This window comes from Epilithonimonas lactis, assembly GCF_900110605.1.
In the GTDB taxonomy this organism is placed as follows: domain Bacteria; phylum Bacteroidota; class Bacteroidia; order Flavobacteriales; family Weeksellaceae; genus Epilithonimonas; species Epilithonimonas lactis.
Genome location: NZ_FOFI01000004.1, coordinates 133210 through 154506 on the forward strand (window position 1 = coordinate 133210; position 21297 = coordinate 154506).

Genomic DNA, 21297 nt, shown 5'->3' on the forward strand with positions numbered 1-21297 from the left:
TTATTGATAAGTGTTTGGTTATTGCTTCACAATTTTCTGTGTTGATGATTTTCCATCAGCAAAATCTATTTTCATTAGATAGACACCACTTTGCAATTTTGAAACATTGATCTTTGTAGAAGAATCTTCCAGTAATTGTTTTCCATCGATGCTAAAGATGGTCACCTTGGATACTTTTGAGCTTGTATCGATGTTTACAAGATCTTTTGCAGGATTTGGATAGATGGATAGTTTTGATGATGATGACTCATCCGTTGCTAATCTGATCTGGCTGGAGTAGAGTGGTCCATACCAAGTACTGCTTTGGTCATTTGTACATTTGGATTTGGCGTAGATTTCGTAGATCCAGTTCACATTGAGACCGCTTCTGGAGTCCTTCGGTTCATTCTCTATGTCGCGGTAAACCTCTTGTCCTGCTGCAGTGAAAACATTTCTTCTTCCCCAAAGTGTTTGCCACTGATTGGTACTTCCAGATTCTTTCCATTCTGTACTCACTGTAGTATCCAATTGGTTGGTGATTTTCAGGTCGTAAGGCGTTGCACAGATCACTTCTCCATTGCTTTGATTTTGGATATACATTGAAATTGGGAAATAGCCTTGCTGTCCGGTGAAGATTGCTGTAGGAACATCAATTTTAATGGTGTGTGTGCCTGCAGAAAGATTTCCCAGATTGATATTTCTATTTGGGATCACATCGCCAGGACACCAGTTATTCCATGATATCCAACCTCTCAATGTTTTGGCAGAAGTTCCATAGATTCCATTGCTTTGAGTATTGTATTTTCTGTAATCTTCACAGTTCTTCCCACCAGGAATATATTGATTCACCAATTGATCATCGATATAAACATAATGTTCTCTCTTAACATATTCCTCTCCGCCAGTGTTAGATCCGTGATTTGACGTGATCAGATGCAGACTTGCATTCGCTACAGGTTGATCTAAATTAAATGTCACAATTCTAGTCGTTTGTCCAGGAACGTCTGTTGCATTGTAGTTATTCAGGTCCTTGCGGTAGGATAGAGGGAGAAGGAAGTTTTGAGTGGGAGTTACGCTTCCACTAGTGACAAATTCCAGATTTCCGCGGAAGACATCGGTTCTGTCCGCACAGCCAGCAACTTGAGTGTTGGCAGCTGCTGAGTAACCATCTGCACGGAACTCGATCCAAAAATCATAAGTTGAGGACAAGGCAGAATCATGCAGAATATTAGAAATGTTATCAACTTTATAAGTGTAAGGTACTTCTGTGATTGCCGCATTTTTATTCATAAAAGGCGTAATGAATCGGCCTATCTCAATCCTTTTGATGTCAGCCTGATCGAAAGTGTAGGTCGTGCTTCCTTTTGGAACAAGGACCAGGTTTACTCCAGCAATTCTGTCATAATTATCACAAGCTGCTTTCAACGTGATATTCATGTTGACACTGCTTCCAATAGATGCGATCTCGGTTTCAGTCAGTTTTCTGGAAATGATGTCCTGCTCATAGGCGTGAAGTCGGATGGCTCCAGCTGGAATTTGAGAAAAGGCCTCAGGTGGCATGGTCTGTCCTTCACCTAAATAATGATACATGCTGTAGAATGGAACATCATTGAAAACAGATACATTCTGAGCTAGCAAAAGAGAATTCGTGAGCAATCCTGCGACGGCAAATAGTAGTTTTTTATTCATATTAGATTTATTATTCTAACAAATTTAATAAAATGTTATGAATATTGAATTTTAAATGTGAAATATCGAACTAATACTTTTAATATTTAACGATTCATTAATCCGCTCCTACGCTTGGTACTCGTGTATAAAAATACTATCTTTAGGAAAATTTACAAATTATGATATATATAGGAATAATCGTATTCTTTGGTTTGATCACGCTTTTTGCTTCATTCTTTACCGTGAAACAAGAGACGGCAGCGCTGGTGGAGCGTTTGGGTAAATTCCATTCTGCAAGACATGCGGGATTGCATCTGAAGATTCCATTCATCGATCAGATCTCAAAAAGAATGAATCTGAGAATACAACAATTGGATGTTTTGATAGACACCAAAACTTTGGATAATGTTTTTGTCAAAATGAAAATATCTGTCCAGTTCCAGGTCATCAGAAACCAAGTTGCAGATGCTTACTACAGATTGGAAAGTCCACATGACCAGATCACGTCCTACGTTTTTGATGTGGTGCGAGCAGAGGTGCCAAAACTAAAATTAGATGATGTTTTCCTTAAAAAAGATGATATTGCTGTCGCTGTGAAGGCAGAATTGCAAGAAGCGATGCAAAGTTATGGTTACGATATTATCAAAGCTTTGGTCACAGACATCGATCCTGATGATCAGGTAAAACACGCCATGAACAGGATCAACGCTGCAGAACGTGAAAAAACCGCAGCCGAATATGAATCTGAAGCACAAAGGATCAGAATTGTAGCCGTTGCAAAAGCAGAAGCAGAATCCAAAAAATTACAAGGACAAGGGATTGCGGATCAAAGAAGAGAGATAGCCAAAGGTCTGGAAGAATCTGTAAAAATGCTAAATGCTGCGGGTATCAGCGCGCACGAGGCTTCAGCCTTGATCGTTGTGACTCAGCATTATGACACTTTGCATTCTATCGGAGCCAACAACCGTTCGAATTTGGTATTGTTACCTAATTCACCTACAGCAGCAAGTTCGCTACTGAATGATCTGGTAACTTCTATGGCTGTTTCGAAGAAAATAGAAGATACAAATTTATAAAAGGTTAAAATTTGGATTAATAAGATAAAGCCCGATTGTTCGGGCTTTTTTTATGCTTCATCAGTATTGAATCCGATTGGTCTGGTTATTTTTTCTTTCGCCTTGTAGGTTAAAAGTTCTTTTTTCAGCGCTTCGATCCGATTTGCAAAACGGTCATAAGAATTGTTTGTGGCTTCGAGGACAAATTGCTGAACATTGTTGAGATAATCATTCGTCAGTTTGGATGCAGATTCTTTGAATGAAGCTTCCAGAATTCCTGGATTGATGGTGATATTCTCCGTCTTATTTTTCAGATAGGAGCTCCTAATTCTTTTCTTCAAAGCTTGGGTGAAGTCGACAATCATAGTGTTGGAGAAGACCTTCATTTTCTCAGCAGTTTCTATCCAAAATGGAATCTGGTCTGCTTTATTTACTTTTAATATTTTTAATAAGGTCGCGTCATCGCTCAAGTTCTTCGTCATATTGTAAAGCAACATTTCCGAACGCTCGTGTAAGTTTGGTGGAAATATCGGGATCAAAACATCGAATCTTCCGGGCGCGATAATTTCAGGCTCTATGCCAGCAAGCTCTTTTGCAGAACCGATCATCAGTATATTTTCCTTTTCGAATTTTTCAATATTATGGAAGATGCAATCTTTAACTGCCTCATTGTCATTGTCAATGATTTGATTTCCTGTTCTTTGCGTCATGATCTCATCAAAATTTTCAAGAAAAAGAATGATCTTGTTTTTCTTTAACATTCCAGAGAGATAGCTGTCAAATGTCGCGTTCTCATCATTTGGATTTGTTGATTTTAGCCGAGATTTCTGGATCTCAAAAAACTCGAAGTCAATCATTTCCGCAATTTTTTTTGCCCAAAAGATCTTGCCGCTTCCTGGTGGGCCGTAGACGATGATTCCTGCTGCCTTTTGGATTCCCCAATTCTTCGATTGTTCTGGATTGATGAATGGTTCCAGCATATCATAAATGTAGAAGAACAGATCTCTATAGCCCACAAAATCACGCTGGGTCAGTTTGGTCTTGTCGCCAAAATAATTATAAATAAACTGATAATTCCCACCAAGTTGATGATCGATCCCAAATGTTGAGACAGAAGATCTATAAAGGCCATTGTCATAGATATTAGGAACTTTATTCTTAATGATCTCCTCCACTTTTTCTGCAGGCTGATCTATTTTATCGGCAATTTGCGCAACGCTTTTTTCTTCTCGCAGATCATTGTCATATTTTTTTAGAAATTCCTGATTTTCTGTGGCAAAAGTTTCGAAATTTTGTGTAATATTAAGATTCGGAGAGAGGCAGGCTGATATTTCGAGGTCAAAATCCTGAATAAACTGTTTGAGGCTCTCTTCGGAAATGTCTAGTTTTTTGGAAAACTCGGTGATGTTTTGAAGCATGTTTTCGATGTTTGCATTTAATTTAACAAAAACTATACAAAATCAAAGTAACAATTGTTCTAATATCAAGACTTTTATATAAATATTTCTATGGAAAAAATTCTGGAAGTTAAAAATCTGACCAAGCGATTCAAGCAGATCGCGGTCAACAATATTTCCTTCGATGTGGAGAAAGGGAATGTCTATGGTCTTTTGGGACCCAATGGAAGCGGTAAGTCTACCACATTTGGGATGTTGCTTTCGACCATCAATCCAACTTCTGGCAGCTGGAAATGGTTTGGGAAAGATGGAACCGATACCGATACTTTGAAACGAATTGGTGCGATCATAGAACAGCCCAATTTCTACCCTTATCTGAGCGCTGAGAAAAATCTTGAAATCGTTGCAACGATCAAAGGTGCTCCAAATAGTCGAATCGACAAGGTTTTGGAAACCGTTAATCTCTTAGCAAGAAAAAAAGATGCTTTTTCGACTTATTCTTTGGGAATGAAGCAGCGTTTGGCAATTGCATCGGCGCTATTGGCAAATCCAGAAGTATTGATCCTAGATGAGCCAACAAATGGTTTGGACCCAGAAGGCATCATCCAGATCAGAGATATCATTAATTCGATTGCGAAGTCAGGGACAACGATCATTGTGGCAAGTCATCTTTTGGATGAGATCGAGAAGATCTGTAGCCACGTGATCGTTCTGAAGCACGGAACAGCGATCTATTCCGGTTCGGTCGATGCAATGAGCAACACCAAAGGTTTCTTTGAGTTGAGATCAGATGATAAAACTTTATTGATTTCCGCATTGAATGGATTGAATCTTTTCTCCAGCGTGAAAGAAAAAGACCAAATCGTCATTGCGCAGATTTCAGAAGATATCTCAGCTTCAGAACTTAATAAGAAACTATTCGAAAAAGGCGTCTTCCTTTCGCATCTTACAAAGAAAAAAGAAAGTCTCGAAACTCAATTCCTAGAACTTGTAAAACAATCCAACTCATGATACGATTATTAAAATTAGAATATCTCAAAAATCTGAATTACAGGCCGTTCAAAATATTTGCACTTCTCTATTTCATCGTTTTGATTGGATTGCTGTTTATCGGATTGGTAGATTTTGACATCCTTGGGATGAAGATCAATTTGAAGGAACAAGGCATGTACAACTTTCCAGGCGTTTGGAACTTCACAACTTACATTGTTGGATTATTGAAAATCTTCCTTGGCTGTATCATTGTTTTCTCGATTTGTCAGGAATTTAGCAACAGAATGTTCAAGCAGAATCTCATCGATGGATTGAGTAGGGAAGAATTCATATTCTCAAAGCTTCTGACCATTTTGGTTTTCACCGGATTTTCAACTTTGCTGGTTTTCATTATCGGATTTATTTTAGGTAAAAGTTATTCGGCAACTCAGGAGAGCGATTTGATCTTCAAAGAGATCTATTTTATTTTCAACTATTTCTTGAAGCTATTCACCTTCTTTTCATTTTTAATGTTTTTATCAATTCTATTCAGGAAATCGATTTTTGTCTTTCTTGGATTTTTCATGGTGTGGTTTGGCGAAGGTATCTTGTCGGGAATCGAGAAGTTCACGATGATGAAAAACTTCGACCCAAATGATAAAGCATCAATGACTATTAACAAAACTTATCTTACAGATTTTCTACCTTTGGAAAGTATGTCAAAGCTAACTCCGAATCCGTTGATCAGAACCAAAATGGCAGAAATGTTCGGAATGCAATTCAAGTTTGAATATCCGTGGTCAAGTGTTGTATCATGTTTGATTTGGTCAGTTTTGTTCATCGCTGGAAGTTATTGGATCCTTAAGAAAAAAGATTGGTAGAATTGACTTTATTTAAAAAGGTTTAAATATTTGTATTTTAAATAATTATAATAATTAAATTAAAGTTGAATTTAACATGATATACTCTGTTAGATTTTGATATTAATAACCACTGAGAAAATTTTAAGTGGTTTTATTATGTTAAATCGCAAACTAATCTGTTAAAAACCACCTTCAATAAAGGCTTTTTTAAGCTTCATTTTTAACCCAACTTTAACTTTTAAGGTGTTGATTTTAACATTAAAACGGATAATTTTGTATCAATGAATTTTAAGTTTACTCTAGCTCTGATTTTTGTCGTGATCTCTTCGCAATTCGTTCTTGCGCAGAAGAGTTACAACGCATTGGTTTACGAAGGTAATAAGAAATTCGATGCGAAAGAATATGATGCTTCATCCAGCAAATATCTGGAAGCGATCGCAGAGAAGAACAGCAATTATACAGCTCATTACAATCTTGGCAACGCGCTCTATAAAAGTAAAAAGTATGAGGAAGCCACCGCAGAATATGAGAAAGCGGCCAAATACACCAAGAGCAAGTACGAAAAAGCGGCAGCGCTCTACAACATGGGAAATGTTTCCATCCAGTCCAATAATCCAGAGAAAGCAGCCGACTATTACAAACAAGCCCTGAAACAGGATCCATATAACGAAGCCATCCGTAAAAACTATGAGATCGCCATGCTGAAGGACAAAGAGAAAAAGGATCAGCAAGAACAAAAGCAGAACAAAGGAAAAGGCGGCGATCAGGACCAAAAGAACAAAGATGATTCTGATAAAGGCAATCAAAAAAAGAATCAACAAGACGGCAAAGGTGATGACCAGAAAGGGAAGGACCAAGGCAAACCTAACCAGCCGAAAAAAGAAGAAAATAATATTCCAAAAGAAGCAGAAAGACAAATCCTGAAAGACATCGAGAACAGAGAGAAAGAAACTGCCAGACGAATTTTAAACAAAAAATCTAACTCTATGCCGCAAAGCAAGGAGAAAGATTGGTAAATGATAAAGAAAAATTTATACATATTATTCCTATTAGCATCGGCGTTTTCCTTTGCTCAGGTAAATCTTTACTCTGAGGTCAATACGCAGGAAACCCGTGTGAATGCGCCAATAACCTTCACGGTAGTCTTGGAGATCTTTGGTGAGGACCTGATCCAGGAAACGCCAGTCAAGCTTCCTGATCTGACCAAATTCGAATATGCCATTTCTTCTGAACAAAACACATTGATTGATCCCGTGAAAAAGATTAGGATTAACCAAATGGTCTATCAATTTATATTAAATCCAAGACAAACAGGAAATGTGAAAATTGGTTCCGCTTTGGTAAAGATCAACGGAAAAATGTACAAGACCGAGCCGATTGATATTTTTGTAAAAGAGGCTGAGAAAAAACCATTGGCGACCAACAATCCAGCAAAGAACATGTATCTCAACATGCAGCTGGAAGAAAGGGAGGTTTATAAAAATGAGCCAGCTGTGGTTGTACTGAAAGCGTTTTCAAGAAATGTTTCAAACTTCCGCCATCTGGAGCCTGCGAAATTCGAACCTGCGAGAAACCTTGCCATAAGATCCATCGCCAACTTCGATGAATCAATAGAGGATTCTGAGAATGATTATTCTGCGCAGATAGTTGGAATGTTTGTCATCATCCCAAAAGTTTCTGGTGTGATGGAAGTTCCGCCGATGGAAGTTCCGTTTACCAATCATAAAAATGTTTTGGTTTCCAATAAAGCCAAACTTAATGTAAAAAGATTGCCGGAAGGTGCGCCTGAAAATTTCAATAACGCTGTTGGAAAATACGATGTGAAGATCGAAATGATCGACAAAGGCAAAGAGAATTTTGAGATCAACAAAGCCTTCAATATTTCTGTGAAACTTTCTGGCAACGGAAATCTTTCGCCAGCCATTGTTCCAAAGATTTTACCTTCTCCAGATTATGAGGTCTTTGAACCGAAGATCATTAATAATTCGATTGCGACAGTGAATGGGATCGAAGGGAATGTGGAAGCACAATACGTCATCATCCCAAAGAAAAGAGGCGACTTGAGAATTGCGACGGAAGATTTTTCCTACTTTGATCCAAAAGAAGAAAAATATGTGGAGTTGGGTTCTAAGTTTCTAGCCTTAAACACCGTAAATGCACAAGATATCGCCAACGCCAAAACAACTTTGCAAAAGGTAAACGAGTACACCAACAATGTTTTGGAAAAGGTGGATTCGCCTGTTTTGAGCACTCAAAAACTGAAGGTGAAAGAACATAAGGAGATCAGCTGGATGGTGATCTTCGGTAATCTTTTCATTGTAGGAAGTGGTGCAATGCTGTTCCTTTATTTTAATAAAAAGATCAAAGACAAAAAGAAATTAGACGTTGAAAAGAAGAAAATCGCATCACGACCAATTGTCAATATTGCGGAAACCGAGGCGATCTTGAAAAACAATGTTTCATTCGATGTAGATTCTCATTTCAATTATCTTCAAAGAACCATCGACGACGGCGAAACTTCACAGTTTTTCCAAGGTTTTGAAGATCTGAGAACAGATGCAGATCAATATTGCAAGACCAGATATTCATCCGATTTTAAAGATTATTTAAAAAATAATTTTGGACAAGGTGCAGTCGAAAAATATAACCAACTGATTACCAAAATTAATATCGAAAAATATTCGCCTTATTCTACCAAAGACAACCAAACCGAGCTTTTGAACGAAATAGAAGAAGTCTACAAAAAACTTTAGCAAATTTTCAAAAATATTTCATATTTTTGCGAAATCTTTAAAATTTAAGTTATGGAGTTTTTAGAAGAATTTTCGATCAAGGAAACGATGACCGCTTTTATGGTTTTGTTCGCTGTTATTGATATTTTGGGTTCAGTACCAATTATCGTTTCGCTTCGTCAAAAATTCGGGAAGATAGAGTCGGAGAAGGCAGCGATTGTTGCCGGATTACTGATGATCTCGTTTCTTTTCATCGGGAATAATATTTTGAAATTCATTGGTGTAGATGTCAATTCATTTGCAATTGCAGGTGCTTTCGTTATTTTCATCATCGCAATAGAAATGATCCTGGGGATAGAGATTCATAAAACGAACCAACCGCAAGCTGCATCTATTGTTCCTATCGCTTTTCCTTTGATCGCAGGCGCAGGAACGTTGACCACAACATTGTCATTGAGAGCAGAATATCACGATATCAACATTATCTGCGGGATTGTGCTCAACACGATTTTGGTCTATGCTGTTTTGAGATTAGCACCTTGGATAGAGAAAAAATTGGGAGAAGGATCACTTCAGGTTTTGCAAAAAGTTTTCGGAATTATCCTCTTGGCGATCTCTATTAAATTATTTACCGCTAACTTTGCACAGCTATTTCAGAACTATATTCATTTTTAAAATTTCATCAGAATGAAAACATTTTATAAAGTATTCTTGGCCGTTTTTATCTTCTCAATTGCAGTTAGTCTTTATGCGCTGGATTGGCAAGCAGGATTTATGGACGATGAGAATACGAAATTCATATTTTCTATCTCAGCTGGGATATTGGGAATCATTGTCGTTTACATTCTTCATCTTTGGAGTAAATTGGCAGAGAAAAAATAAAGAAAAACGCTTCGAACTTCGAAGCGTTTTTTTTATCAATTAAGTTCCGATAATGTGTTTCTCAGGAACTGGATGCTAAGTTTGTTGATCTTATGCTGCGTATGGACGTTGTCCCACTGAGCCAGGATTTCCTCGACTATTTCGTCATCACATTCGTACTTGTCCTCGTCATCAAACATCACGGAAGTTGCAAAATGGATCATCTCCTCTTTGCTGATCTTGTCTTCCAGAAATCTGTCGCAGATCTTTATTAATTCTGTTCGGGTTATGTTCATTTATTTAAATATTTGGGCAGCTATTTCCGCCTTCCGTTCCCAATCTTTTTGCCTAAGCTTTTCCCACAGCAAAAAAGGATTTCCACTCAAGTCGGGCTGCAATGTGTCATTCCAATTCGGTGGTGATTACCTATCATAAAGTTTCTCATACAGATCATTGAAACGCTCTTTCACCACTTTTCTTTTCAACTTCAAAGTAGGAGTGAGCAAACCATTGTTTTCGGTCCAGACTTCTGGCGTCAACTCGATTTTTTTGACTTGTTCCCACTTGCCGAGATGTGCATTTATTTTTTCAAGTTCTTTTTGGATCTCATCTTTCAGTTCTTTGGAATTTGCAATCTCTTCAGGTGAAGTTCCGATATTGATCTTATTCTTAGAAGCCCAACTTTTTGCATATTCGAAATCCGGTTGAACAAGCGCGGTCGGCATTTTTTCGCCATCACCAACCACCATTATTTGCTCGATGAATTGTGAAGCTTTTGCCAAATTTTCAATTACTTGCGGCGCGACATATTTTCCGCCCGATGTTTTGAACATTTCTTTCTTTCTGTCTGTGATGAAAAGGAAATTATCCTCATCCAACATTCCGATATCACCAGTTTTAAAATAACCGTCGTCCGTAAAGGCTTCCTTGGTTTTCTCCTCATCTTTGTAGTAACCTTGCGTGACAGTCGGACCTTTCACCGTGATCTCACCATCTTCCTGGATCTTCACCTCGATGTTTTCAATCGGTCTTCCCACGGAGCCGATCTTGGTATGACCAAAACTGTTGACCGCAATCACTGGCGAAGTTTCCGTCAAGCCATAACCTTCCAGGATCGGAATTCCTGCGGCGTGAAACATCGTGTTCAGTCTTTTGGATAATGCTGCAGAACCAGAGACCAATGTGATCAGATTTCCACCCAAACCTTCTCTCCATTTGCTGAAGACCAATTTGTCCGCAATGATATGTGACAAGGATTTTGAACTTCCCAATTTATATTTCTCTGCAACCTTAAGTGACCACAGGAATATTTTAGCTTTAATTCCGCCGGATTCTGTTCCTCTCTTGTTGATCGCATCAAAAACCTTTTCGATCATTCTTGGAACGACTGTCAAATATTGAGGTTTCACTTCTTTCAGATTTTCACTCAACTTCTCATTGCTTTCGGCAAAATAAATAGAAATTCCGTTGGTCGTGAACAGGTAGAGAATCATTCGTTCGTAAACGTGACACAGCGGAAGAAAACTCAAAGCTCTGTTTTTCGAATCTTTATGTGGCACTCTGTCTTCACATCCTAGAACATCGGAAACGATATTTTTGTGAGTCAGCATCACACCTTTTGGTCTTCCAGTTGTTCCGGAAGTATAAATGATGGAAGCCAATTCATCCTCAGAAATCGAATCTTTGATATCATCAACTTCTTTTTGATTGTCATTTTCTTTTCCTAGGTCAAAGAGTTCTTTCCAATTTTTTGCGCCAGAAACATCATCAAAAGTGAAAATTTCTTTTAGATCAGGAAGTTGGTCCTTGATCGAATTGATTTTCTCGAACAATTTTTCATCGGAAACAATACAAACCTTGGAATCAGAATTTTCAAGATTGTACACACAATCCTCACTTGATATTGATGGATAAATTGGAACCGTAACCAATCCAACTTGTAATGCAGCCTGATCAAAAAAACACCATTCTACACGATTGGTAGAAGTAATGAGCGCTATTTTATCACCTTTTTTCAAGCCATATTTCAGAAGAGCTCTGGAAAGCTGATTGGTAATATCGATATATTGATCCGTTGACACTTTTTCCCATTTCCCATTTCTTTTGTCACAGACAAAATCATCTTTCTCGAAATTGGCTTTCGAATAGTGAGGAATGTCGAAAATCCTTTTTACTTCCATAGTTTTATAACTTACGTTCTTAGCAAATATAATTATTTCCAAATATTACGACTGTTAATTATTGTATAAAAAAAGCTATCCAAAGGATAGCTTTCCATTATTTGTACATTCTGTCGTAGAGATCTTGGAATTCTGACTTGATCGCTTTTCTTTTGAGCTTAAGCGTCGGCGTGAGAAGACCGTCGTCTATGGTCCAGATTTTAGGTGTCAATTCTATTTTCTTGATTTGTTCCCACTTGCCAAGATGTTGATTTATTTTCTCAATTTCTTGTTCTATTCTCGATTTGATTGCAGGATCTGCTGCAATTGCTTTGTGAGATTCAGCCACTTTCACATTATGAAGATCTGCCCAGTTTTTGGCATAAGCAAAGTCGGGTTGTACCAATGCACACGGCATTTTCTCACCATCACCAACGACCATGATCTGCTCGATGAACTTCGAAGCTTTGGCCAAATTTTCTATCACCTGAGGCGCTATGAATTTTCCACCAGACGTTTTGAACATTTCCTTTTTTCGATCTGTGATGAACAAGAAATTATCTTCGTCCAACATTCCGATGTCACCAGTTTTGAAGTAACCATCACTGGTAAAAGCTTCTTTGGTTTTTTCCTCATCTTGGTAGTAGCCTTCGAACACAGAAGGTCCTTTTACCACGATTTCGCCGTCTGACTCGATTCTCACTTTCAGATTTTCTAAATGGATTCCGACGGATCCGGCTTTCACTTTTCCAAAACTATTAACGGAGATCACAGGTGAAGTTTCCGTCAATCCATAACCTTCCAAAATGGGGATTCCAGCAGCGTGGAACATCACGTTCAATCTTTTTGACAATGCGGCAGATCCGGAAACCAAAGTGATTAAATTTCCACCCAGACCTTCTCTCCACTTTTTGAAGACCAATTTGTCGGCAATAGTGTGCATAAAGGTTTTTGGCTGGCCAATTTCGTATTTTTCAGCAATGCCCAGTGACCAAAGAAAGATCTTTGATTTTATGCCACCAGAAGCAGTTCCTTTGTTATAAATAGAATCGTAAACTTTTTCCACCAATCTTGGAACGACTGTCATATATTGTGGTTTCACTTCCTTCACATTTTCGCCGATCTTTTCGATGCTTTCAGCAAAATAAAGTGAGATCCCGTTGCTCATATAAATGTAGAAGATCATCCTTTCGAAAACGTGACAGATTGGAAGGAAGCTTAAAGCTTTCAAATCTTTATAGTCCAGGCTTTTATCTTTTGGAACTCTTGGATTACTTGCAATGACGTTGGAAACCAAGTTATTATGTGTCAAAGGAACACCTTTTGGTTTCCCTGTAGTTCCAGAAGTGTAAATAATAGTTGCAACATCCTCAGGATTGATGGCCTTCGCAAGATCATCAACTTCATCTTGTGTAAGATCATTTTCGCCAAGGTCCATAATCTCATTCCAGCTCGGTGCACCATCTACATCATCAAATGTAAAGACACCAACTAGGGAAGGAATCTGTGCTTTTGCATTCGTCAGTTTTTTATAGAGATCTTTGTCAGAAACAAAACAATATTTGATCTCGGAATTGTTGAAGATGTAAATATAATCTTCTTCAGAGATCGTTGGGTAAACTGGAACCGTGACCACACCGATTTGAGAGATCCCAAGATCCATTATCGCCCATTCCGTTCTGTTGTTTGCTGTGATAAGTCCAATTTTATCGCCAGGTTTGATGCCCAATTTTAAAAGTCCACGGGATATTTTATTCCCTTGATTCACGAATTCCATCGTAGAAGTTTTCATCCAATTGCCATTTTTCTTGGTCACCAGGCAGTCTTCTTTGGGGAATTTTTCCAACGCCAGCGCAGAAAAATCAAATATTCTTTTAACGTTCATAAAATATCGTTGTTAATATTAAATTAAAATTGAGTTTACATTATCGTAAATATAATTTTTTTTTCTCAGATAACAAAATCCCGCATTTTCCTTTGATTTTTTGCCAAAAAGTTTATATTTACGAACGAAAAATATAATAAAAAGACTTATGGATTTCAATCTTACAGAAGAGCAACAAATGATACAACAGGCCGCAAGGGATTTTGCTCACGCAGAACTTTTGCAAGGCGTCATCGAAAGAGATAACGAGCAGAAATTTCCTTACGATGCCGTGAAAAAGATGGGCGAGATGGGATTTTTGGGGATGATGGTGGACCCGAAATATGGTGGTGCTGGTTTGGATAGCATTTCTTACGTTTTAGCAATGGAAGAGATTGCCAAGATTGATGCGTCTGCTGCAGTGGTAATGTCGGTCAACAACTCTTTGGTGTGTGCAGGAATCGAAAAATTTGCCAGCGAAGAACAAAAAATGAAATATCTAGTGCCGCTAGCAAGTGGTGAAGTGATTGGTGCCTTTGCATTATCCGAGCCAGAAGCAGGTTCTGATGCAACGTCGCAGTCAACCACCGCGGAAGACAAAGGTGATCACTATTTGTTGAACGGAACCAAAAACTGGATCACTAATGGCGGAAACGCAACTTATTATGTTGTGATCGCACAAACGGATCCAGAGAAAAAACATAAAGGCATCAACGCTTTCATCGTAGAAAGAGGCTGGGAAGGTTTCCAGGTTGGGAAGAAAGAAGATAAATTAGGGATCAGAGGAAGTGACACACATTCTTTGATGTTCACAGATGTGAAAGTGCCTAAGGAAAACAGAATTGGTGAAGACGGTTTCGGATTTGCGTTTGCAATGGCGGTCCTTAATGGCGGTAGAATCGGGATTGCTTCTCAGGCTTTGGGAATTGCTGCCGGCGCTTACGAATTGTCACTTAAATATGCTAAGGAAAGAAGATCTTTCGGTACAGAGATTATCAATCATCAGGCAATTGCTTTCAAACTGGCAGATATGCATGTGAATATTATGGCAGCGAGAATGTTGATCTACAAAGCGGCAGCTGAAAAAGACGAGGGCAAAGACATCTCAGAAAGTGGCGCTATGGCAAAATTGTACGCATCTCAAGTAGCGATGGACACGACGATAGAAGCCGTTCAAATCCACGGCGGTTACGGCTATGTGAAAGAATATCATGTGGAAAGAATGATGCGTGATGCGAAGATCACTCAGATCTACGAAGGAACATCTGAAATTCAGAAAATTGTGATATCCAGAGCGATTTCTAAGAAATAAGGATTTCATCAAATAAAACTTTAAACCTTTCTATTTTTAGAGAGGTTTTCTTATAATTAATAAATGAAATATTAAATTTGCTTTTGTTTATTTTAATAGATGTCAGAATTAAAGAAGATACGGGAAGGAAGGAATCTCACGCAGGAAGAATTGGCGGAAAAGTCTGGGATTTCCGTACGAACTATTCAACGAATCGAAGCCGGAACGGAACCAAAAGGTTATACGTTGAAAACTTTGGCTTCAACACTTGACATTTCTGAAAAAGAATTATTAATTCCAATTATTCAAACTGAAGAAATTAAAATTGAAGAACCTATTTTAATTAATGAATTTGAAACTAAAAAACAAATTTCAATGGTAGAAGAAGTTGAAATTGTCAATTCAACTTTGATAAAAATCATCAACCTTTCTTCACTTCCTTTTGCTTGGTTTCCGATTGCTAATTTTCTACCACCTTTGTTGATTATGATTTTTACTAAAGAGAAATCCCAAGTCGCCAAAGAAATCATATCGCTTCAAATATTTTTAGCCATTGTTTCGCCAATCATTTTTTTAATTGTTGCTTTCTTAAAACTCGGTTCTGCATCTGTAATGATAACGATGGTCGGCTTAACACTCGCAAACGTTTTCATTATTCTAAGAAATACTTATGAAATTGATAAGAGACAAGGTCTTCGCTATAAGCTGAATTTCAATATTATATAAGAATAAACGGCGATTGTCGGGTTTTTGTCGGGTTGTTTTTTTTAATTTAATTCTACAAATTCTGAATCTTTGTCAAAAATAATTTCAATGACAACAAGGTTCTACTTTAGCATTTTCATTCTCTTCTTTTCTCTGGGAAATCTACAAGCTCAAATTGATAAAAATTCCCCATTATTTTTAGAACTCAAGAAACAAGACAGCCTGTTTTTCGAACGTGGTTTTAATAATTGCGACATCGCTTATCTGGAAAAAACGATTGACGAAAATCTGAAATTCTATCACGATAACGGCGGTTTCCAAGACAAGAAATTGTTTATGGAAAGAACGAAACAAAACATCTGCGGAAATCCAAACCAAAAGCCGATTCGCAAAGTGATAGAAAATAGTCTGGAAGTTTTTCCTTTGTATAATAATGGCGAATTGTACGGCGCGATTCAAACCGGAGAACATCAGTTTTTTATCCGTGAAAAAGGTAAAGATGATGTTTTAGGCGGACAAGCAAAATTCACGTCAGTCTGGACGAAAAAAAACGGAAATTGGTTGATGAGTGACGTTCTCAGCTACGACCACGGCAATCCAAGTCAAACAAAATTGGCAGACGATCTCGAAAAATTAATCAAAGACAACCACATTCCAACTTTAGGTTTAGGCGTCATCGAAGATGGAAAATTAACCCAAATAAAAGTTTACGGAAAATTAAATGATAAAACTTCAGCTTCCTACAATTCACTTTTCAATGTAGCGTCATTAACAAAACCTGTGACCGCAATGACGGTTTTACGCTTAATAAGTCTCGGAAAATGGAGTCTGGATGAACCGCTTTACAAGTATTTTACAGATCCAGATATCGCGAATGATCCTCGAAATAAAAAGTTGACTGCAAGATTGGTTTTGAGTCATCAAACCGGTTTACCAAATTGGCGTTGGATGAATAAGAACAACAAACTCAATTTTGAATTTGAACCTGGAACGAAATATCAATATTCGGGTGAAGGTTTTGAATATTTAAGGAAAGCGGTTGAAAAGAAGTTTAATAAAAGTCTGGAAGAATTGGCAAAAGAATATGTTTTCCAACCAATTGGAATGAGCGACACAAGTTACATTTGGAATGAAAAAAAGATGGCCGATAAAATTGTGGTCGGTTATGATAAAGAAGGAAAACCATATGATGTTGTAAAGAATAAAACCGCAAGTGCCGCAGATGATTTGGTGACTTCGGTGGAGGATTATAGTAAATTCTTAGTTGCCATTATGAACAATGATCTACTTTCCAAAGAAGTCTTTGAAGCGATGAAAACCAAACAGGTTGAAACCAAAAAGAACAAATATTTCGGACTCGGTTTTGAGATCTATGACCTGAGAAATAACGATATCGCTTTGTCTCATGGTGGTTCGGATAATGGTGTCAACACGATTGCTTTTATTTTACCCAAAACCAAACAAGGTCTTGTGATCTTTACCAATGTGGATGATGGTTATAAAGTGTATGAATCTATTTTGAATCAATACTTTGGAGAAGTGGGAAAAAAGATTGTAGAAATTGAGACGAATTAAAAATCAAATGATAATTATAGTTAAGAAAAATTTAACTGTAACTATTTTTGTTACATTTAATATTATTTATAAATTTGCACCATTATGAACAACACAAGATTTGCAACCGCCATCCATATCATGACCCTTCTCGCGAAAGATCCGCAGGAATGGCTGACGTCTGATTGGTTGGCAGGAAGCATTAACGTGAATCCTGTGGTCATACGTAAAGAATTGGGTAATCTGAAAAAATCTGGTCTTGTGGAAAGCCGACAAGGGAAAGACGGAGGCGTAAGGATTAGTAAAAATCCTGAAGAAGTCAATGTTGCAGAGATCTATCAAGCCATAAAAAATTCCGAAGTTCTCGGTAAGAAAAATCAAAATCCTAATCCGCTTTGCAGCGTAGGGAAGGACATCAATAAAAATCTGAATGTCTTATTTTCTGAGACCGATGATCTGGTTTTCGAATTTTTGAAGAACAAAAAGTTATCGGATTTTATGGATCAATTCGATTAAAAAAATTTAATATAAAATGTAACAAAATACATTACAATTCATTTAATAATTAATATATAAAATTATGAGCAAAAAAGTAGCAGTGATCGGAGCAACAGGCTTCGTAGGAAAACAAGTCGTAAACGAACTATCAACCAGAGGTTACGTGGTAAACGCCATCGCAAGAGACAGTTCGAAAGTGGAGGAGAAGGACAACGTGAGTGCTATCAGCGCAGATGTAAACAATGTGGAAGAATTGGCGAAAGTTTTGGAAGGCAATGATGCGGTGATCAACACCTTCAACGCAGGTTGGACGAATCCAAATCTTTACAACGACTTTCTAAACGGTAGCAAAAACATCGAGAAAGCTGTGGAGGAGTCAGGCGTGAAGAGATTCATTACCGTTGGTGGCGCAGGAAGTCTGTTCATCGATGGAAACCAATTGGTGGACGGTCCGGATTTCCCTACAGACATCAAACCAGGCGCAACGGCAGCCAGAGATTATCTGAACGAGATCAAAAAGAATGAAATTTTAGATTGGACATTTTTCTCTCCAGCAATCGAAATGCACCCAGGAACAGCTGGCGTGAGAAAAGGAACATACAGAACGGCTTTGGAAAATCCAGTTTTTGACGCGGACGGCAGAAGCATCCTTTCTGTGGAAGATGTGGCTGTGGCCTTGGTAGACGAATTGGAGCAAAACAATTTTGTGAAACAACGTTTTACGGCTGCTTATTAATATTTGAATGATTTGGGCAGCTATTTCCGTCCTCCATTCCCGCTATTTTTGCCAGGCTAATCCAGCCACAAAAAATGAGCTCCATTCAGGCCGGGCTGCGGTGATTAGTTCAAATAGAGCATTAGCAGTTCTTATTAAACAAAACTCTTTCGGTTCAAACTGAAGGGGTTTTTTAATTGTTGTTTGAAATTTTTATAGATTCACTTCAGTAGTCATAGATATCAACTAGTTTTATCTCTCTAGGAATTGTTAGTGATTCTATCTTCTTTTTGAAATCATTTAATTTTAAATTCTTTAAAACATAGTTTTTATCGGTATTCAAAATCCAATAATCTTTCACTTTTTCATCAGGAATTTCATAGCCATCCAAACTATCATTCGGATTTCGCTTTTTCAAGCCTTGTCTTTCTGCAATGATAAATTCTTGGTAAGTATTTACTTTAATAACTTTAGAGGGAATTATTGCAATTTCATTGTTCCATCCATTACTTGGAGCTATGAAAACTTCGTGCGCGGAATTCCTATAAAGATTGTAACCTCCTGTTAAATCTTTAGTGAAATCCTGCACACCAGGTCCTAAGCCAAAAGAAAAGAAAGCTGTTCGCGAACTCCTTGCAAATCCTATTATTAGTATTAATAAAGCTATTCCTAAAAAGAATAGTAAGAGTTTTTTGGTCTGCATTCTTTTTGATTAAAATAAATTATCATCCACAAAATTCGGCAACGTCACCTTCAAATTCGGTTCAGCTTCCATTGCTCTTTTAATCGCAAAAACGGCACCTTCATTTCTTGCCCAGCTTCTTCGCGAAATTCCGTTGTTGACGTCCCAGAAAAGCATTGATTTTAATCTTCTGTCGGAATCATCGCTACCATCGAGCAACATCCCGAAACCACCGTTGATCACTTCTCCCCAGCCAACGCCTCCACCGTTGTGGATGCTCACCCAGGTTGCCCCACGGAAACTGTCGCCAATCACATTGTGAATCGCCATATCTGCCGTAAATCTTGAGCCGTCATAAATATTGGAAGTTTCTCTGTACGGCGAATCCGTCCCCGAAACATCGTGATGGTCTCTTCCCAAAACCACAGCTCCGATTTCTCCGTTGGCAATGGCCTTGTTGAAGGCTTCAGCGATTTTCATTCTGCCTTCTGCATCGGCGTATAGAATTCTCGCCTGCGAACCAACGACCAGATTGTTTTCCTGAGCACCTTTGATCCACGTGATATTGTCTTTCATCTGTTGCTGGATTTCTTCCGGCGACGTTTTAATCATAGCCTCTAAAACCGCACACGCAATATCATCCGTTTTCTGCAGATCTTCCGGTTTTCCGCTGGTGCAAACCCAACGGAACGGCCCGAAACCGTAATCAAAACACATCGGTCCCATAATATCCTGAACGTAGCTTGGGTATTTGAACTCTCTACCAATCGTAGGGTTTTCTGACATTACATCAGCTCCGGCTCTGGAAGCTTCGAGTAAAAAGGCATTTCCGTAATCGAAAAAATAGGTTCCTTTCGCAGTATGTCTGTTGATGGCGGAAGCGTGTCTTCTCAAGGTTTCCTGAACTTTTTCTTTGAACAGTTCAGGGTTTTCTGCCATCATCGTATTCGATTCCTCAAAGGTCTGTCCAACCGGATAATAACCACCCGCCCACGGATTGTGAAGTGAAGTCTGGTCTGAACCGATATCGATTCTTAAATTTTCTTTATCAAATTTCTCCCAAATATCAACGATGTTTCCAAGGTAAGCCAGAGAAACCGTTTCCTGATTTTCCTGAGCTTTTCTAACTCTCGCCACCAGTTCATCCAGATTTTCGTGAATTTCATTCACCCATTTCTGTTCGTGACGGATTTTGGTAATCTTGGGATTCACTTCCGCAATCACCGTAATGCACCCTGCAATATTTCCGGCTTTTGGCTGAGCGCCGGACATTCCGCCCAAACCTGAAGTTACGAATAGTCCGCCTTTCGGTTCTTTATTGATTTTTCTGAAAGCATTCAAAACGGTAATCGTTGTTCCGTGCACAATTCCCTGCGGACCGATGTACATATAAGATCCGGCGGTCATTTGTCCGTACTGCGAAACACCCAGCGCATTGAATTTTTCCCAGTCATCCGGCTTGGAGTAATTTGGAATCATCATTCCGTTGGTCACCACCACTCTCGGCGCATCTTTGTGCGAAGGAAACAATCCCATCGGATGACCGGAATACATTGTCAACGTCTGTCCGTCTGTCATCTCAGATAGATATTTCATTGTCAGAAGATACTGCGCCCAGTTGCTGAACACCGCACCATTTCCACCATAAGTAATGAGTTCGTGCGGATGTTGCGCCACGGCATAATCGAGATTGTTCTGAATCATCAGCATAATCGCTTTTGCCTGCTCAGATTTTCCGGGATATTCGGCAATATCTCTTGCTTTCATCTCGTAATCGGGACGGAAGCGGTACATATAAATTCTGCCATATTTTTCCAGTTCTTCCCTGAATTCCGATAACAATTCTGCATGGAATTTAGGTTCGAAATAGCGCAAAGCGTTTTTCAGAGCGAGTTTTCTTTCTTCGTCTGACAGGATTTCTTTACGTTTCGGAGCGTGGTTGATGTGGGTTTCGTATGGTTTTGGCTGAGGAAGTTGGTTGGGAATTCCTTGTTGGATTTGCTGTTGGAAAGTCATTATATCGTTGATGGTTGTTTGTTGATAGTTGATGGATTTTTTATCGTTTTAAAGATATTTAAAATGAAAAATACAAAACCAATGATTGTTAATAGAATTAGAACTCTACTTTCTGCATCGATACTGAGCAAAAAGTAGTTTGCAATAAATATAGTGAAATGTGTTAATGAATAAATGAAATCTGTAAATCTTCGAAGTATAAAAATAATAAAATAGCCTAATAGATATATTGGATATGTAAAAATGAATACAGAAGAGTTGTAAATAGGGTTTTTCAAAATAC

19 protein-coding genes are annotated in these 21297 nt (G+C 38.3%); 12 read left to right on the forward strand and 7 right to left on the reverse strand.

The genetic code is table 11. From position 1 onward, the window contains the following. Positions 1 to 18 precede the first annotated feature (18 nt). Positions 19 to 1668, reverse strand: a complete 1650-nt coding sequence (locus BMW39_RS14440) for a peptide-N-glycosidase F-related protein (protein WP_051879878.1) — start codon at positions 1666 to 1668, stop codon at positions 19 to 21. 161 nt (positions 1669 to 1829) lie between these two features. On the opposite strand from BMW39_RS14440, the gene BMW39_RS14445 reads away from it, so the two are divergent. Further along, entirely contained in the window at positions 1830 to 2726 is an 897-nt protein-coding gene (locus BMW39_RS14445) for an SPFH domain-containing protein (RefSeq protein ID WP_034974500.1), read from the forward strand. A 50-nt stretch (positions 2727 to 2776) separates the two neighbouring features. Here the strand turns inward: BMW39_RS14445 and BMW39_RS14450 are convergent, their stop codons facing one another. Then, complete coding sequence (locus BMW39_RS14450) at positions 2777 to 4123, reverse strand: AAA family ATPase (protein ID WP_034974501.1); 1347 nt, start codon at positions 4121 to 4123, stop codon at positions 2777 to 2779. A 90-nt stretch (positions 4124 to 4213) separates the two neighbouring features. On the opposite strand from BMW39_RS14450, the gene BMW39_RS14455 reads away from it, so the two are divergent. From BMW39_RS14455 to BMW39_RS14480, 6 genes are all read left to right on the forward strand, one after another. Continuing rightward, entirely contained in the window at positions 4214 to 5113 is a 900-nt protein-coding gene (locus tag BMW39_RS14455) for an ABC transporter ATP-binding protein (RefSeq protein ID WP_034974504.1), read from the forward strand. Further along, entirely contained in the window at positions 5110 to 5955 is an 846-nt protein-coding gene (locus BMW39_RS14460; protein ID WP_034974506.1) for an ABC transporter permease, read from the forward strand. The genes BMW39_RS14455 and BMW39_RS14460 overlap by 4 nt, the downstream gene beginning before the upstream one ends. A gap of 263 nt (positions 5956 to 6218) precedes the next feature. Further along, complete coding sequence (locus tag BMW39_RS14465; protein ID WP_034974507.1) at positions 6219 to 6953, forward strand: tetratricopeptide repeat protein; 735 nt, start codon at positions 6219 to 6221, stop codon at positions 6951 to 6953. Continuing rightward, the gene (locus BMW39_RS14470) at positions 6954 to 8690 is read left to right on the forward strand and encodes a BatD family protein (RefSeq protein WP_034974509.1); all 1737 of its coding nucleotides are present in this window, start codon (positions 6954 to 6956) and stop codon (positions 8688 to 8690) included. 51 nt (positions 8691 to 8741) lie between these two features. Then, positions 8742 to 9344, forward strand: a complete 603-nt coding sequence (locus tag BMW39_RS14475; RefSeq protein WP_034974511.1) for a MarC family protein — start codon at positions 8742 to 8744, stop codon at positions 9342 to 9344. A gap of 12 nt (positions 9345 to 9356) precedes the next feature. After that, complete coding sequence (locus BMW39_RS14480; protein ID WP_034974512.1) at positions 9357 to 9551, forward strand: hypothetical protein; 195 nt, start codon at positions 9357 to 9359, stop codon at positions 9549 to 9551. 35 nt (positions 9552 to 9586) lie between these two features. On the opposite strand, the gene BMW39_RS14485 is transcribed toward BMW39_RS14480, so the two are convergent. The 3 genes from BMW39_RS14485 to BMW39_RS14495 form a co-directional block, all read right to left on the reverse strand. Continuing rightward, complete coding sequence (locus BMW39_RS14485; RefSeq protein WP_034974514.1) at positions 9587 to 9826, reverse strand: hypothetical protein; 240 nt, start codon at positions 9824 to 9826, stop codon at positions 9587 to 9589. A gap of 126 nt (positions 9827 to 9952) precedes the next feature. Continuing rightward, positions 9953 to 11710 carry an AMP-dependent synthetase/ligase gene (locus BMW39_RS14490; protein ID WP_034974516.1) on the reverse strand — a complete coding sequence of 586 codons (1758 nt, stop codon included), beginning with the start codon at positions 11708 to 11710 and terminating at the stop codon, positions 9953 to 9955. A gap of 97 nt (positions 11711 to 11807) precedes the next feature. Beyond that, a complete protein-coding gene (locus BMW39_RS14495) occupies positions 11808 to 13574 on the reverse strand; it encodes an AMP-dependent synthetase/ligase (RefSeq protein ID WP_034974518.1) in 1767 nt (588 codons plus the stop codon). A 148-nt stretch (positions 13575 to 13722) separates the two neighbouring features. Here BMW39_RS14495 and BMW39_RS14500 point away from each other — a divergent pair, with 148 nt between their 5' ends. From BMW39_RS14500 to BMW39_RS14520, 5 genes are all read left to right on the forward strand, one after another. Further along, complete coding sequence (locus BMW39_RS14500; RefSeq protein WP_034974520.1) at positions 13723 to 14865, forward strand: acyl-CoA dehydrogenase family protein; 1143 nt, start codon at positions 13723 to 13725, stop codon at positions 14863 to 14865. Between the two features lie 99 nt (positions 14866 to 14964). Next, positions 14965 to 15570, forward strand: a complete 606-nt coding sequence (locus BMW39_RS14505) for a helix-turn-helix domain-containing protein (RefSeq protein WP_034974521.1) — start codon at positions 14965 to 14967, stop codon at positions 15568 to 15570. Positions 15571 to 15657: 87 nt separating this feature from the next. Next, positions 15658 to 17124 (forward strand): serine hydrolase, encoded by a 1467-nt coding sequence (locus BMW39_RS14510; protein WP_034974523.1) that lies wholly within the window; start codon positions 15658 to 15660, stop codon positions 17122 to 17124. Between the two features lie 84 nt (positions 17125 to 17208). Continuing rightward, the gene (locus tag BMW39_RS14515) at positions 17209 to 17619 is read left to right on the forward strand and encodes an Rrf2 family transcriptional regulator (protein ID WP_034974525.1); all 411 of its coding nucleotides are present in this window, start codon (positions 17209 to 17211) and stop codon (positions 17617 to 17619) included. A gap of 64 nt (positions 17620 to 17683) precedes the next feature. Continuing rightward, positions 17684 to 18337: an NAD(P)-dependent oxidoreductase gene (locus tag BMW39_RS14520; protein WP_034974527.1), complete on the forward strand. Its 654-nt coding sequence runs from the start codon at positions 17684 to 17686 to the stop codon at positions 18335 to 18337. A gap of 205 nt (positions 18338 to 18542) precedes the next feature. On the opposite strand, the gene BMW39_RS14525 is transcribed toward BMW39_RS14520, so the two are convergent. Both BMW39_RS14525 and BMW39_RS14530 read right to left on the reverse strand, forming a co-directional pair. Beyond that, positions 18543 to 19019, reverse strand: coding sequence for a DUF3997 domain-containing protein (locus BMW39_RS14525; RefSeq protein ID WP_034974529.1), 477 nt, complete (start codon positions 19017 to 19019; stop codon positions 18543 to 18545). Positions 19020 to 19028: 9 nt separating this feature from the next. Then, positions 19029 to 21014: a urocanate hydratase gene (locus BMW39_RS14530; protein WP_034974531.1), complete on the reverse strand. Its 1986-nt coding sequence runs from the start codon at positions 21012 to 21014 to the stop codon at positions 19029 to 19031. Positions 21015 to 21297 lie beyond the last annotated feature (283 nt).

Excerpts from the sequence above, each read along its gene's own strand:
- BMW39_RS14460 (WP_034974506.1), top strand. The coding sequence starts at position 5,110 with ATGATACGATTATTAAAATTAGAATATCTCAAAAATCTGAATTACAGG.
- BMW39_RS14470 (WP_034974509.1), top strand. The coding sequence starts at position 6,954 with ATGATAAAGAAAAATTTATACATATTATTCCTATTAGCATCGGCGTTT.
- BMW39_RS14440 (WP_051879878.1), bottom strand. The coding sequence starts at position 1,668 with ATGAATAAAAAACTACTATTTGCCGTCGCAGGATTGCTCACGAATTCT.
- BMW39_RS14465 (WP_034974507.1), top strand. The coding sequence starts at position 6,219 with ATGAATTTTAAGTTTACTCTAGCTCTGATTTTTGTCGTGATCTCTTCG.
- BMW39_RS14455 (WP_034974504.1), top strand. The coding sequence starts at position 4,214 with ATGGAAAAAATTCTGGAAGTTAAAAATCTGACCAAGCGATTCAAGCAG.
- BMW39_RS14515 (WP_034974525.1), top strand. The coding sequence starts at position 17,209 with ATGAACAACACAAGATTTGCAACCGCCATCCATATCATGACCCTTCTC.
- BMW39_RS14505 (WP_034974521.1), top strand. The coding sequence starts at position 14,965 with ATGTCAGAATTAAAGAAGATACGGGAAGGAAGGAATCTCACGCAGGAA.
- BMW39_RS14500 (WP_034974520.1), top strand. The coding sequence starts at position 13,723 with ATGGATTTCAATCTTACAGAAGAGCAACAAATGATACAACAGGCCGCA.
- BMW39_RS14520 (WP_034974527.1), top strand. The coding sequence starts at position 17,684 with ATGAGCAAAAAAGTAGCAGTGATCGGAGCAACAGGCTTCGTAGGAAAA.
- BMW39_RS14475 (WP_034974511.1), top strand. The coding sequence starts at position 8,742 with ATGGAGTTTTTAGAAGAATTTTCGATCAAGGAAACGATGACCGCTTTT.
- BMW39_RS14445 (WP_034974500.1), top strand. The coding sequence starts at position 1,830 with ATGATATATATAGGAATAATCGTATTCTTTGGTTTGATCACGCTTTTT.
- BMW39_RS14525 (WP_034974529.1), bottom strand. The coding sequence starts at position 19,019 with ATGCAGACCAAAAAACTCTTACTATTCTTTTTAGGAATAGCTTTATTA.
- BMW39_RS14485 (WP_034974514.1), bottom strand. The coding sequence starts at position 9,826 with ATGAACATAACCCGAACAGAATTAATAAAGATCTGCGACAGATTTCTG.
- BMW39_RS14450 (WP_034974501.1), bottom strand. The coding sequence starts at position 4,123 with ATGCTTCAAAACATCACCGAGTTTTCCAAAAAACTAGACATTTCCGAA.
- BMW39_RS14480 (WP_034974512.1), top strand. The coding sequence starts at position 9,357 with ATGAAAACATTTTATAAAGTATTCTTGGCCGTTTTTATCTTCTCAATT.
- BMW39_RS14510 (WP_034974523.1), top strand. The coding sequence starts at position 15,658 with ATGACAACAAGGTTCTACTTTAGCATTTTCATTCTCTTCTTTTCTCTG.
- BMW39_RS14530 (WP_034974531.1), bottom strand. The coding sequence starts at position 21,014 with ATGACTTTCCAACAGCAAATCCAACAAGGAATTCCCAACCAACTTCCT.
- BMW39_RS14495 (WP_034974518.1), bottom strand. The coding sequence starts at position 13,574 with ATGAACGTTAAAAGAATATTTGATTTTTCTGCGCTGGCGTTGGAAAAA.
- BMW39_RS14490 (WP_034974516.1), bottom strand. The coding sequence starts at position 11,710 with ATGGAAGTAAAAAGGATTTTCGACATTCCTCACTATTCGAAAGCCAAT.